The sequence below is a fragment of the Rhizobium sp. WYCCWR 11128 genome (assembly GCF_013416305.1).
GTDB classification, from domain to species: Bacteria; Pseudomonadota; Alphaproteobacteria; order Rhizobiales; family Rhizobiaceae; genus Rhizobium; species Rhizobium indicum.
Genome location: NZ_JACCEZ010000002.1, coordinates 809,444 through 822,370, shown reverse-complemented (window position 1 = coordinate 822,370; position 12,927 = coordinate 809,444). Strand labels below are relative to the sequence as shown.

General features: G+C 59.3%; 9 protein-coding genes and 1 pseudogene. 5 read left to right on the top strand and 5 right to left on the bottom strand.

What is annotated here, in order from left to right; genetic code table 11:
• Window positions 1-32: 32 nt before the first annotated feature.
• Both HX898_RS11670 and HX898_RS11665 read left to right on the top strand, forming a co-directional pair.
• Window positions 33-890, top strand: a complete 858-nt coding sequence (locus tag HX898_RS11670) for a glycosyltransferase family 2 protein (RefSeq protein WP_138390737.1) — start codon at window positions 33-35, stop codon at window positions 888-890.
• Window positions 887-1,909 carry a class I SAM-dependent methyltransferase gene (locus HX898_RS11665; RefSeq protein ID WP_138390730.1) on the top strand — a complete coding sequence of 341 codons (1,023 nt, stop codon included), beginning with the start codon at window positions 887-889 and terminating at the stop codon, window positions 1,907-1,909. Before HX898_RS11670 ends, HX898_RS11665 begins: the two co-directional genes overlap by 4 nt.
• Window positions 1,910-2,042: 133 nt before the next feature.
• Here HX898_RS11665 and HX898_RS33530 read toward each other — a convergent pair.
• A pseudogene (locus HX898_RS33530) lies at window positions 2,043-2,171 on the bottom strand (sugar phosphate nucleotidyltransferase); the annotation flags it as partial.
• 103 nt (window positions 2,172-2,274) lie between these two features.
• Here HX898_RS33530 and HX898_RS11660 point away from each other — a divergent pair.
• The gene (locus HX898_RS11660) at window positions 2,275-3,075 is read left to right on the top strand and encodes a glycosyltransferase family 2 protein (RefSeq protein ID WP_138390731.1); all 801 of its coding nucleotides are present in this window, start codon (window positions 2,275-2,277) and stop codon (window positions 3,073-3,075) included.
• A 132-nt stretch (window positions 3,076-3,207) separates the two neighbouring features.
• Here HX898_RS11660 and HX898_RS11655 read toward each other — a convergent pair whose 3' ends face one another.
• The 4 genes from HX898_RS11655 to HX898_RS11640 form a co-directional block, all read right to left on the bottom strand.
• Complete coding sequence (locus tag HX898_RS11655) at window positions 3,208-8,616, bottom strand: M10 family metallopeptidase C-terminal domain-containing protein (RefSeq protein ID WP_180194719.1); 5,409 nt, start codon at window positions 8,614-8,616, stop codon at window positions 3,208-3,210.
• 574 nt (window positions 8,617-9,190) lie between these two features.
• Window positions 9,191-9,994, bottom strand: coding sequence for an anti-sigma factor (locus tag HX898_RS11650; RefSeq protein WP_180194718.1), 804 nt, complete (start codon window positions 9,992-9,994; stop codon window positions 9,191-9,193).
• A complete protein-coding gene (locus HX898_RS11645) occupies window positions 9,991-10,596 on the bottom strand; it encodes an RNA polymerase sigma factor (protein WP_180194717.1) in 606 nt (201 codons plus the stop codon). The genes HX898_RS11650 and HX898_RS11645 overlap by 4 nt, the downstream gene beginning before the upstream one ends.
• Window positions 10,597-10,644: 48 nt before the next feature.
• Complete coding sequence (locus HX898_RS11640; RefSeq protein ID WP_180194716.1) at window positions 10,645-11,181, bottom strand: tetratricopeptide repeat protein; 537 nt, start codon at window positions 11,179-11,181, stop codon at window positions 10,645-10,647.
• Window positions 11,182-11,348: 167 nt separating this feature from the next.
• On the opposite strand from HX898_RS11640, the gene HX898_RS11635 reads away from it, so the two are divergent.
• Window positions 11,349-12,401, top strand: a complete 1,053-nt coding sequence (locus HX898_RS11635) for a type III polyketide synthase (RefSeq protein ID WP_180194715.1) — start codon at window positions 11,349-11,351, stop codon at window positions 12,399-12,401.
• Window positions 12,398-12,901, top strand: a complete 504-nt coding sequence (locus HX898_RS11630) for an isoprenylcysteine carboxylmethyltransferase family protein (protein WP_180194714.1) — start codon at window positions 12,398-12,400, stop codon at window positions 12,899-12,901. Before HX898_RS11635 ends, HX898_RS11630 begins: the two co-directional genes overlap by 4 nt.
• The last annotated feature ends 26 nt before the right edge of the window (window positions 12,902-12,927 follow it).

The window sequence follows — 12,927 nt, the reverse complement described above, 5'->3', positions numbered from 1 at the left end:
TGTTGGTTCGTAAGGAAAGACGACAATATTTGATGCGCGTAAAGGTCCTAATTCCGGTCTTCAACCGACTTGAGCACACTCGCAAAGTTATCGCGGCCTTGAGGGCCCAAACCGTTGTCGACAGTATTCGAATTGTCGTCATTGATGACGGCTCAACCGATGAAACGGCTGAGTTCCTCGCGGCGCAGCCTGACGTGACGAGCATAAGAGGCGACGGCAATCTTTGGTGGGGCGGAGCCATAGAGGTCGGTCTGAAGCGGGTTCTGCCCGACTGCGGTCCCGAAGACTACATCCTGTTCGTCAACAATGACACGTGGTTTGGCCCGACCTATGTCGAGACATTGATACGGTGTTCACGCGAAAATGGGGATGCCATTGTCGGCAGCGTCGTTCATGAGGAGGAGAGCGACCCACCTTTGACGGGCGTGGGACCGCGCTTGAACATAAATCGTATTGCGGTATGGGACATTCTTGCCGAGTTGAGTGAAGAGGAGCGCCGGAATCCTAAGCCGCTCTATAAGGCGGACGCGCTCAGCGGTCGCGGAACGTTGTTTCCCGCGGAACTGTTCAAACGACATGGAACCATGCGTCCGCGTTTCCTGCCGCATTATATGGCCGATTACGAAATATCCATGCGCTTCGCACGAACGGGCGTACAACTCCTTGTTTCCAGCGAAGCCATAGTTTATTCACCGCCAGTCTACGGCGCTCACGTGTCGAATACGTCTTCGTGGAAGAAGCATTTTGGCCGGCGCTCGCCCCACAATGTATTTCAGCGGGCCGCGTTCTATTCTTTGATCGGCACGCCTTTGCAACGGCTGACAGCGCCATTGCGCATGGCGGCCTTCATGATTATCCGGACGGCCCACACTCTGCGAGCGAAGAAATGAAAAAGGACAATAACGACGCGATGAAGAGCGATCATCAGATGCAGTGTATTGCCTGCGGTTCGAATATGGAAACATTTATCGAGCGCATATCCGACGATCGATACGGCTGCCCCGGTGTATATTCGATCGAGAGGTGCGTGTCTTGCGGTCATATGACGACGACACCGCCGCTGACGGAAGAAGACCTGCCTGGGCTTTACAGCACCTATTATCCGCGCCGGGAAGTCGATTTCTCCGCCATAGAGCGAGAAGCTGCGCTGGTAAACAAGCCTTTCGCCGCTTTCAATCGTTGGATGGCCGGCACCGATCACCAAGGCCACTATCTGGCGCAGCCTGGTGAGAAGGTACTGGATGTCGGTTGCGGCTCATGCATTTCGCTGCTCGAAATGAGGAACAAGGGTATCGAAAGCTGGGGGATTGAGGCCGATCCGAATGTACGGACGATTGCCGATCACTTCGGTTTGCAAGTCCATATCGGCAACATTTACGATCTGCCTTTTCCCGACATGAAGTTCGACCTGATTGTATTGAATCAGGTGCTCGAACATGTGCCGGATCCCTCGGCCATGCTGCAGGCGGTAAGAGAACGTCTCACCCCCCAGGGCCGCGTGATCATGGCGTTCCCCAATACGGGCTCGTTTCATCACAAGATCTGGAAAGACCGCTGGATCAATTGGCACATTCCCTATCACCAAAATCATTTCAACCGCACCTCTTTTACCAAGCTCGCCGGCAAGTTTGGTTACAAGGTCGAAAACGTCAGAACGGTTACGCCTAATCTCTGGTCGGTCCTGCAATTACGCACCGCACGCGAGCGGAAGCAGGAGGGCAAGTCATCATCCACCTGGACGCACAATGCTGATGCAATCCAAGTCAGGCCACCGTTCTTCACTCGACTGAAGAACGTAGCCCTATCGCGTGGCGCACGTGGGGCCGGGATGGTGATGGGATTGGGCAATCGAATTCTGGATGCCGCAGGCAAGGGCGACAGCCTTCTCTTCGTGCTGAGGCCGATCTAGAAATTCCACCCCGCTCTCCCGCAAGGTCAGGCGATCGCAGGTAGGAGAATTCAACATAACGCTCCGACTGCATGGGAGCGGATATGCAGGCATGGGTGCAGTTCAAGCTCACGCCGCGAGGCCTGGATACAATGACATATGGCGTGTCAAGAACCGGAAGAAGTTGCTTCGAACTGGCGAGGGTCGCAGGATGGAGCCGAGTGCTCGAGGCCCCGGCTAGAAAGATGGCCTTGCGCGGCTTTTTCTTCGGGATCTCCTGCATTGATCAAGGATAATCTGCAGTACTGGATTGCGACGCCGCCTTTCCGTCTGCTACGGGTTGGCCAGATTTCGCCCCTTAAAATGTAAGCAAGACACCCGTCAAGATGGCTGCAGACACTGCCGATCCACGTATTCCCCGAATAAGCCTCATCACCGTTTGCTGGAACGCCGAGCGGACCATTGCCGATACGTTGCGGTCCATCGACACGCAAACCTACCGCGATTTCGAGCACATCATCATTGACGGGGGCTCAAGCGATTCCACGCTCGCCATCATCGCTTTGGCGCCGGCGGACAACCGCCGCGTACTTTCGGGACGGGACGGAGGTATCTATGAGGCGATGAACAAGGGGATTGGCCTTGCGAGCGGCGACATCATCGGCTTTTTGAATGCGGACGACACTTTCGAGAGCAGCGACTCCCTCGAAACCGTGGCGGCCGCGCTGGAAGATCCAGCGTATGATGGCTGCTACGGCGATCTCGTCTATGTTTCCAACCGGCATATCGACCGCAAGATCCGCTACTGGAAATCGCGTACGTTCAGGTCCGGTTCGTTCGCCCGTGGCTGGTGTCCACCGCATCCGACATTTTATGTTCGCCGTAGCATTTATGAACAGTTCGGGCGGTTTGATCTGCGTTATCGGCTTGCAGCCGACGTCGAGCTTATGATGCGATTTTTGGAAGTCGCGCGGATCAGAACAATCTATATCCCGCGAGTCCTGGTCAGGATGCGCTTAGGGGGGGCCACGAACAAGAACGTTCAAAATATATCGCGTCAGAACAAGGAGGTGCTGTGCGCCCTTGCCGACCACGGCCTGAAGGTCTCAACATCAATGTTCTGGGTCTTTAAGATCGTGAACCGGTTGGGCCAGTTCCTGATGCGCAATCGATCGCAGGATTTATAAGCGTAAATCCACGCCGCCGTCGATGGCCGGTTTCACACCGCCACCCTCCCCGAACCCGTCCGCAATCGCCGTCATCCGCTCCGCCGCAGCATGCCCGATCTCCCCCCGGGGTACCAGGAGGTCCGATTGGGTTCACGCAAAAAGGAAATCCCCCGAGTCTAGGCTCGTCAAGGCTACGTTCCTCAACACTATGGTGTTGTCGATATCGGCTGTAACGATTGTATCGTTGCCATACTGACTGGATGCAGCAAAAAGCGATTCCCAGTCGGCGAAAATGTTGTGATCGATTCTGATCGTGTCGTGCGCCGTGCCGGTTGCCATGAAGTCTATGATCGTGTCGTGGCCCCAGTTCGACAAATAAACGAACAAGTCTGCCGCCTCGCCACCAACGAGGATGTCGTTGCCGGCGCCACCGGCAATGGTGTCGGTCCCGCTACCGCCGACGATTAGGTTGTCCAGCGAGTTTCCTGTTCCGACAAAGTCCGTCGTTCCGATATAGGTGAGGTTCTCGACATCACTGCCAAGCGTGTAACTCGCCAGTGTCGTGCGAACCGTGTCGATCCCCGCGTCAGCGTTCTCGGCTACGATATCGACGGCATTGTCGACGATGTAAGTGTCATTGCCTGCCCCGCCGATCAAGGTATCGGCGCCGGCGCCACCATCCAGCACATCATTGCCGGCGCCGCCGGTGATCGTGTTGGCGAGAGCATTGCCGGTGCCGGTGAAGTTTGCCGATCCCGTGTAGGTGAGGTTCTCGACATTGTTGCCGATCGTATAGCTGGCAAGCGCCGTCTGGACCGTGTCTGTCCCCTCGTTCGCATTCTCGATCACAAGGTCGGTCGCAATATCGACGACATAAAGGTCGTCACCCGTCCCGCCTGACATCGTGTCGGAACCAGCACCACCAATCAATGTGTCGTTGCCGACGCCACCGCTGAGATTGTCCGCAGCTGCCCCACCGGTCAGGACGTTGCTCAGCGCATTGCCCGTGCCGGCAAAGGCTGCCGTTCCGATATAGGTGAGGTTCTCGACATTGGCTCCCAGTGTGTAGGCGGCCAGGGCCGTGCGAACCGTGTCGGTTCCCGCGGCGGCGTTCTCGGCAACGCTGTCACCGACATTGTCGACGATATAGGTGTCGTCGCCCGCACCGCCGATCAGCGTATCGGCGCCTGCCCCGCCATTCAGCACATCGTTGCCGGCGCCGCCGGTGATGGTGTTGGCGAGCGCATTGCCGGTGCCAGTGAAGCTGGCCGATCCCGTGTAGCTCAGGTTCTCGACATTGATCAGTGCAGCGATCGAGTAGGTCGCAAGCGACGTGCGGATTTCGTCGGTGCCGGCACTGGCCAACTCGGTGACGACGTCGCTCGCACTGTCGACCACATAGATGTCGTTGCCCGCACCGCCGTTCAGCGTGTCATTGCCGGCGCCGCCGTCCAGCAGATCGTTGCCAGCGCCGCCGATGATCGTGTTGGCGAGCGCATTGCCGGTGCCGATAAAATCGCCGGCGCCGATGAAAGCCAGGTTTTCGACATTGGCAATGTTGGTCAAGGCATAGGAAGAAAGCACCGTCCTGATCAGATCGGTTCCTTCATTCACCCCTTCGGTGACCACGTCGGCCAGATCATCGATGATATAGATGTCGCTGCCCGCTCCGCCGATCAAGCTATCGGCACCTGCCCCGCCATTCAGGGTGTCGTTGCCGACACCACCAGTGATCGTGTTGGCAAGGCTATTGCCTGTCCCGGCAAAGGCTGCCGTTCCGATATAGGTGAGGTTCTCGACATTGGCTCCCAGTGTGTAGGCGGCCAGTATCGTGCGAACCGTGTCGGTTCCCGCAGCGGCGTTCTCGGCAACGCTGTCGCCGGCATTGTCGACGATATAGGTGTCGTCGCCCGCACCGCCGATCAAGCTATCGGCACCTGCCCCGCCATTCAGCGTGTCGTTGCCGTCGCCGCCTGACAGCGTATCGATGGCAGCCGCCCCTGTGATTACATTGTCGAGATCGTTCCCGGTCCCGGCAAAGGCTGCCGTTCCGATATAGGTGAGGTTCTCGACATTGGCGGCAAGCGTATAGCTTGCCAGCACGGTCTTGACCGTGTCGGTTCCCGCGGCGGCGTTTTCGGCAACACTGTCGCCGGCATTGTCGACGATATAGGTGTCGTCGCCCGCACCGCCGATCAAGCTATCGGCACCTGCCCCGCCATTCAGCGTGTCATGGCCGGCGCCGCCGGTGATCGTGTTGGCCAGCGCATTGCCGGTGCCGGTGAAGTTGGCCGATCCCGTGTAGCTCAGGTTCTCGACATTGATCAGTGCAGCGATCGAATAGGCTGCAAGCGACGTGCGGATTTCATCGGTGCCGGCACTGGCCAACTCGGTGATGACGTCGCTCGCACTGTCGACCACATAGATGTCGTTGCCCGCTCCGCCGTTCAGCGTGTCATTGCCGGCGCCGCCGTCCAGCAGATCGTTGCCGGCGCCGCCGATGATCGTGTTGGCGAGCGCATTGCCGGTGCCGGTGAAGTTGGCGGATCCCGTGTAGCTCAGCTTCTCGACATTGTTGCCGAGCGTATAGTTTGCCAGCACGGTCTTGACCGTGTCGGTTCCCGCGCCGGCGTTCTCGGCAACGCTGTCGCCGGCATTGTCGACGATATAGGTGTCGTCGCCCGCACCGCCGATCATCGTGTCGGCACCTGCCGCACCATTCAGCGTGTCGTTGCCGACACCACCAGTGATCGTGTTGGCAAGGCTATTGCCTGTCCCGACAAAGGCTGCCGTTCCGATGTAGGTGAGGTTCTCGACATTGACGCCAAGCGTATAGCTTGCCAGCACGGTCTTGACCGTGTCGGTTCCTTCATCGGCGTTCTCGGCAACGCTGTCGCCGGCATTGTCGACGATATAGGTGTCGTCGCCCGCACCGCCGATCAGCGTATCGGCGCCTGCCCCGCCATTCAGCGTATCGTTGCCGTCGCCGCCTGACAGCGTATCAGCGGCGGCCGCCCCTGTGATTACATTGTCGAGATCGTTTCCGGTGCCGGCAAAGGCTGCCGTTCCGATTCCGATATAGGTGAGGTTCTCGACATTGGCGGCAAGCGTATAGCTTGCCAGCACGGTCTTGACCGTGTCGGTTCCCGCGGCGGCGTTTTCGGCAACACTGTCGCCGGCATTGTCGACGATATAGGTGTCGTCGCCCGCACCGCCGATCAAGCTATCGGCACCTGCCCCGCCATTCAGCGTGTCATGGCCGGCGCCGCCGGTGATCATATTGGCGAGCGCATTGCCGGTGCCGGTGAAGTTGGCCGATCCCGTGTAGCTCAGGCTCTCGACATTGATCAGTGCAGCGATCGAATAGGCTGCAAGCGACGTGCGGATTTCATCGGTGCCGGCACTGGCCAACTCGGCGATGACATCGCTCGCACTGTCGACCACATAGATGTCGTTGCCCGCACCGCCGTTCAGCGTGTCATTGCCGGCGCCGCCGTCCAGCAGATCGTTGCCGGCGCCGCCGGTGATCCTGTTGGCGAGCGCATTGCCGGTGCCGGTGAAGCTGGCCGATCCCGTGTAGCTCAGGTTCTCGACATTGATCAGTGTAGCGATCGAATAGGTCGCAAGCGACGTGCGGATTTCGTCTGTGCCGGCGCTGGCCAACTCGGTGACGACGTCGCTCGCACTGTCGACCACATAGATGTCGTTGCCCGCTCCGCCGATCAGCGTGTCAGCACCTGCCCCGCCATTCAGGATGTCATTACCGACACCACCAGTGATCGTGTTGGCAAGGCTATTGCCTGTCCCGGCAAAGGCTGCCGTTCCGATGTAGGTGAGGTTCTCGACATTGGCTCCCAGTGTGTAGGCGGCCAGTATCGTGCGAACCGTGTCGGTTCCCGCGGCGGCGTTTTCGGCAACGCTGTCGCCGGCATTGTCAACGACATAGGTGTCGTCGCCCGTTCCGCCGATCAAGCTATCGGCACCGGCCCCACCATCCAACACATCATTGCCGGCGGCGCCGGTGATTGTGTTGGCCAGCGCATTGCCGGTGCCGGTGAAGCTGGAGGATCCCGTGTAAATCAGATTCTCGACATTGTTGCTGAGAATATAACCTGAAAGCGCCGTCCGTACGGTGTCCGTCCCCTTGTTCGCACTCTCGACCACAAAATCGACGCCAGCGTCGACCACATAGATGTCGTTGCCGGCACCGCCGATCAGCGTGTCGTTGCCGGCGCCGCCATCCAGCGTGTCGTTGCCGGCGCCGCCGGTGATCGTGTTGGCGAGGCTACTTCCAGTTCCGGTAAAAGCGCCAGTGCCGGTGAAGGTCAGGTTTTCAACATTGGCATTGATGGTCAAGGCATAGGAAGAAAGCACCGTCCTGATCAGATCGGTCCCTTCATTCAGCCCTTCGGTGACCACGTCGACCAGATCATCGACAATATAGGTGTCGTTGCCCGTTCCGCCGATCAATGTGTCATTGCCGGAACCGCCGGAAAGCGAATCATTTCCGGCATTGCCCCAGAGCGTATTGTCCGCCTCATTACCTATAATCGAATCGTTGCCGGAGCCGGCCTGAACGTTCTCAATCAACGATGCAACATTGCCCTGATAAAGAAGGGCGTTGAAAATGTTGCCGCGGGCATAGCCATTATTCGGACCTCCGCCCAGATCGGCCAGCTGACCCTGGGAAAAAACCGAGTGCCCCCCTGCTCGCAAGTCGATTTTGAGGCCCGTCGTATAGGCACTCAGGTCGTAGGTATCGATACCGCCGCCGTCCCAGATTGTCGCGAAGATCCTGTTGGCAGCGGGCGTGATGGCCGCAACGCCGTCGACATAGGTGATGCCCTGGTTCGGATTCCACTTGTAGACGGTATTGCCACTGTTCGTGGTATAGTCCGCACCATACATCTCCTGCAGGGCGGCGATGTCGAGCATCATGAAGCTTTGTGGCGCGCCATCATGCTCATACTTGTACCCACTCAAACTGTCTCCGACATATGTGTGGTAGGTCATGATCGTATATTCGAGCGAGTCGTAGGCGTTCGGAACGACTATCTCCCCTTCGTGACCATGTTTCAGTCCGAGAGCGTGACCCAGCTCGTGCGCCAAGGTATGGCCCGCATAGTTGCCGAACCTCGGAAAGCGAAGATCATCTTCGGTGCCAGCATATCCCGTCCCGAACCAGACATCACCACCCGGCCAGCCGGCAATTGGTAAATAGGCCCATGCCGTGTCAGGCAGAGACGATTGAGCGAACCGCACCGTTGCGGTACCCGCGCTTCCCGCCTCAAAGTTGGCGTTCGTGAATCCCTCGACGGAGAAACCGTCATTTGCCGCACTCCCGTAAGACTGCTCCATAAAGTACAAGGCGAGAGACTGCTGCTGGGACGAAATTGAAGAGAAAGAATGGTATTTTTCGTCACCATAGGCATACGATGACGAGCTCGTGGGAAACGCATAGGTTATCGTTCCGCCCCAGGCAAAGTTGCTCAAGAGCCCGTCTACCTTCTGATCCCCAGTCGAGAAGACGTACGTGGTCCAATTATTAACGTCCGTCATAAAGTCCCCGTTTGCGCACGCCATTCGGCCGCGCCTAATGCCAGTTTCCCTCTGCCCGAAATCAGAGGAAAATTCAACTAAAAGCTTTATTTCGCTTCGGAAAAGTTTTTGACCTTAGTAACTAACGCTCATGAAGCGCTTCCGCCGCAACCTCTACCAAAGGCCAGAAGACATATTCCAGGATCCTGTGCTCGCCCGTTCGAACCTTCGCAATTGCTGCCACGGCGGCACTTAAATTGACGTTACGGTCATCTGCTGAAATTTAATAAGTCTCAGGCTTGGTGATATCGGGAGAGCGAGAGGTCCGCATTGTTTCGGCGCCGCCGAACGTTGTCTTCGCCTGTCGTGCCGCGGGGTCGCCCTCACGGCTTGCCGCGTCGGATACGAGGATCGCATCTGCCGCAATCTTGGTGACGTGGGCTGCGATCGTTCCGTAGTGAAGGGAAATGCTTCGAGCTTGACGAGAGCGTCCTGTCCGACCGTGGTGAAGCCGATGTCCTTGTTCAAAGCGCAATTTGGAGATCAAACGCGCTCCCCAAGAAAAATGGGCGAAGCTGAAATCCCGCTGAGCTGGTCAGCTTGAAAGCCTGCTCCGGGCGTTCTCCGCCAATTCCTGCACCCGGTCTACGGGGATGCGGCCGATCAGCATGAAGGCGTGCGTCGCATTCGACCAATAGACGACGTTCATACCCTTGCGGCTTTCGAGGTCCGGTGCCTTCGGCCCCTTGTCAGACTTGACGATGCAGAGCGCCATCGGCCCGGTCTCGGGGTCGAGATAGGCGATCTGGGCGAGCGTCTTGCCGTCATATTGCAGCAACTGGGCGCGTTTGAAATCGATGCCTGGGAGCGAGACGGCTTCGGGGGAGAGTGACAGGCCGAGTTTTTCGTCAAGACCGGCGAGCTGGGCGGCCTGATCCTCCCTGCTGGGGGCGGGGCCGGCGAGCGTTTCGGCGGTATAGAGAGAGATATAATCGGCGACCACGGCGCGCCATTCGCTGTTTTCGTCCTTTGCCGACAAGCCCTTGCTAATGCCGATGACGGCGCGGTCGATGGCGATGCCGGCGACCAGCGAGGCGGCGAGCGCGCCGAGGAAGCGGCGGCGGCTGGCGAATGCGGGCGTGGAGGCGGAACTGGCGCTTTGCTGCGCCGGGATGGCGGCGAGCATCGCCTCCAGCTTCTCGCGAGGGGCTTCGGCGAGCAGCGGGGCGAAGGCTTGTTCGAAGGGCAGGCTGGCGCGCGCCAGGAATTCCAGCCGCTCGGCGGTGCTCTCGTCTTCGTTCACGATGGCTTCGATGCGGGCGACCTCTTCAGCCGTCAGTTCACCGTCGATGAAGGCGGTCAGCTCCTCGTCGGAGGGAATGGTGTGTTTCTTCGTCATTGCCGTCCCCCTTCCGGTCCGGCGTCGGAGAGCTTGGCGCGCGCGGCCGCCAGCCGGCTCATCACGGTTCCGATCGGAATATCCAAAATGCCCGCAACCTCGCGATAGGAAAGTCCTTCCAGATAGGCGAGGAAAACCACCGTCCTTTGCGCCTCGGGCAGCGCATTCACCTGTTTCAGTACCTGGTTCGCCATCACATGCGTTTCGGTGTCGTGGGCGCCGTCGAAGGTCAGCGTCTCCCCGGCATCGACGAAACCCTGGCCCTGGCGCACCCGGCGCGAGCGGATCTCGTTCAGCCAAATCGAATGCAGGATCGAAAACAGCCAGCGGTCGAGCCGGGTACCGGGGATGAACTGATCGGCGCGCTCGAGCGCGCGAAGGCAGGTCGCCTGCACGAGGTCGTCGGCGACATCGCGCTGGTGCGAGAGAACGAGACCATAACGCCAGAGCCTTGCCAGATTTTCCGTCAGGCCACTCCTGATATCCGCTTCGCTCGCGATGGCCGCCTCCGCCGATCCTGCACTCTTCGGAACCGCCGGATGAAGCGGCGATTCCATTCTGGCGCGACTATAGGCAGGAAAATGGGTGTGCGCGACCGACATTCTTACATCCCTTTCGTGCTTCCATTTTCCCGCCCCATGGCCCGCTGATCAGATCTTCGAGGGATCGAGGATTGCAGCGTTCAGATCCTGATATTCCTCGCAGCCCGTGCCGCAGATCGCCTTGATTGACTTCAGCTGGTCCTTGGCGAGATCGAGCTGACCCTTGATGACATAGGCTTCGCCGAGATATTCGCGGACCTTGGCATATTGCGGGTCCATCTTTACCGACCGCAGATAATAGGAAATGCCCTCGTCGGTGCGGCCGAGCTTGCGGGTAGCATAACCGCGATAGTTCAGCACTTCGGCGGTGTTCTGATCCTTGACCGTGTCGAGCACGGCAAGCGCCTCCTCATAGCGGCCGGCCTTGGCCAGCGAATAGGCATAGTCGGCGCGGTTCTCGTCGGAGACGTTGGCGCTCTGCTGCTTGACGCATTTCTTGGTCTTCTGGTCGTAGATCTCGCCCTTCTTGCAGACCGGCGTCGTGCTGCTGTCATCGCCGATCGCAAAAACCGGACCGGAGAAAACAGAAGCGGCGAGGCAGCCGCCGAGAAGGAGGGAAGCGATGCGGGCTGTCATGATCGTCATGGGGAAACTCCTCGAAAGTGACGTTGCGAGGAGAGAACACCGCTGCGCCTGGCTTTATTCGGCAACCTTCCCACTTTCTCCATCACTGCTTCGTGAAGCAGACGAGGTCGAATAAATCATCGGCACCGCGTGTTTTTCGTTCCGCCGGGAACGACAAGGAGAATTCCGTGACCGATACCGTGAAACTCGTCAGCCTCGCCGTCGCCACACCCGAACATATCATTTTCCAAAAACAGGCGCTCGAAGCCTCAGCCCGGCTGTTTGCCGACCGTTTCGAGGATTTTCGACACCTTGCACGCGTCTTCGACAGCGCCGGTATCGAAAAGCGCCATGCGGCGCGGCCGCTTGCCTGGTTCGACGAGCCACATGGCTGGCAAGACCGGATGCAGGCCTTTGCAGAAGTGGCCGGCGGGCTTTTCGTCGAGGCTGCCAGCTCGGCCCTTCGCCAGGCAGGCCTTGAGGCCGGCGATGTCGACTGTGTCGTGACCGTCTCCTCCACCGGTTTTACGACACCGAGCCTTGATGCGCAGCTTAGCCGCAGGATGGGTTTCAGACCCGATATCGAGCGCGTGCCGGTCTTCGGGCTCGGCTGTGCCGCCGGCGTGTCAGGCTTTGCGATCGCCTCGCGGCTGGCGCGAAGCCGGCCGGGCACTGTTGTGCTTTTCGTCTCGATCGAGCTTTGCACGCTGGCCTTCCGGCTGGACGAGTTGACGCGGCCGAACATCATCGCGACGGCGCTTTTTGGCGACGGCGCTGCCGCCTGCGTGCTTCGATCAGGCGAGAACGGGTTGGCGGAAGTGGAGTCGACTGGCGAACATCTCTTTCCCGACACGCTCGATATCATGGGCTGGAAGATCGATGACGGCGGCTTCGGCATCGTGCTGGCGCAATCGCTGCCGCCGTTTGCCGAAAAGGAGCTCGGCCCGGCGGTAATGGCCATTCTGGCCCGCAACGGGCTGAGGGTGGAGGATATCGACCGCTTCATCTGCCATCCCGGCGGCATGAAGGTGCTGGCCGCGATGGAGAGCGCGCTTTCGATGGTGCCGGGCACACTCGATCACGAGCGCGCCGTGCTTGCCGAATATGGCAACATGTCCTCGCCGACCATCCTGTTCGTGCTGGAGCGGGCAATCCGCGCCGGATTGCCTGCGCGCTCCGCGATGATCGCCATGGGGCCGGGCTTTTCGGCGAGCTGCGTGACGCTCCGGAGGGTGGCATGATGTGGCCGTCGATCGCGCTTCTGGCCTTCGTGACGCTGCAGCGCCTGGGCGAACTCGTGCTCGCCCGGCGCAACACGGCGGTGCTTCTTGCCAGAGGCGCCAAAGAGGTGGCACCCGAGCATTATTCCGTCATGGTAGCGCATCATGCCGGCTGGATTATTGGTCTCTGGCTGCTCGCCCCCGGTAGGCCGGTCGAGCTCTTCTGGTTTCTGGTGTTCATGGGGCTGCAGGCGCTGCGACTCTGGGTGCTGGCGACGCTGAAAGGCCGCTGGACGACGCGTATCATCATCCTGCCCGGCGCGCCGCTCGTCAGCTCCGGGCCCTATCGCTTCCTCCGCCATCCGAACTATGCGATCGTCGTCGGCGAGATCGCCGCCCTTCCCCTCGCCTTCGGCCTACCGCTTTACGCGATCGTCTTTTCACTTCTCAACGCGCTTATCCTCCATGTCCGCCTGAAGGCTGAAAATGCCGCACTGAAAAGCGCAATGATTTTGAAATGAAGGCGATTTTTCGTTTGCGCCGCCTT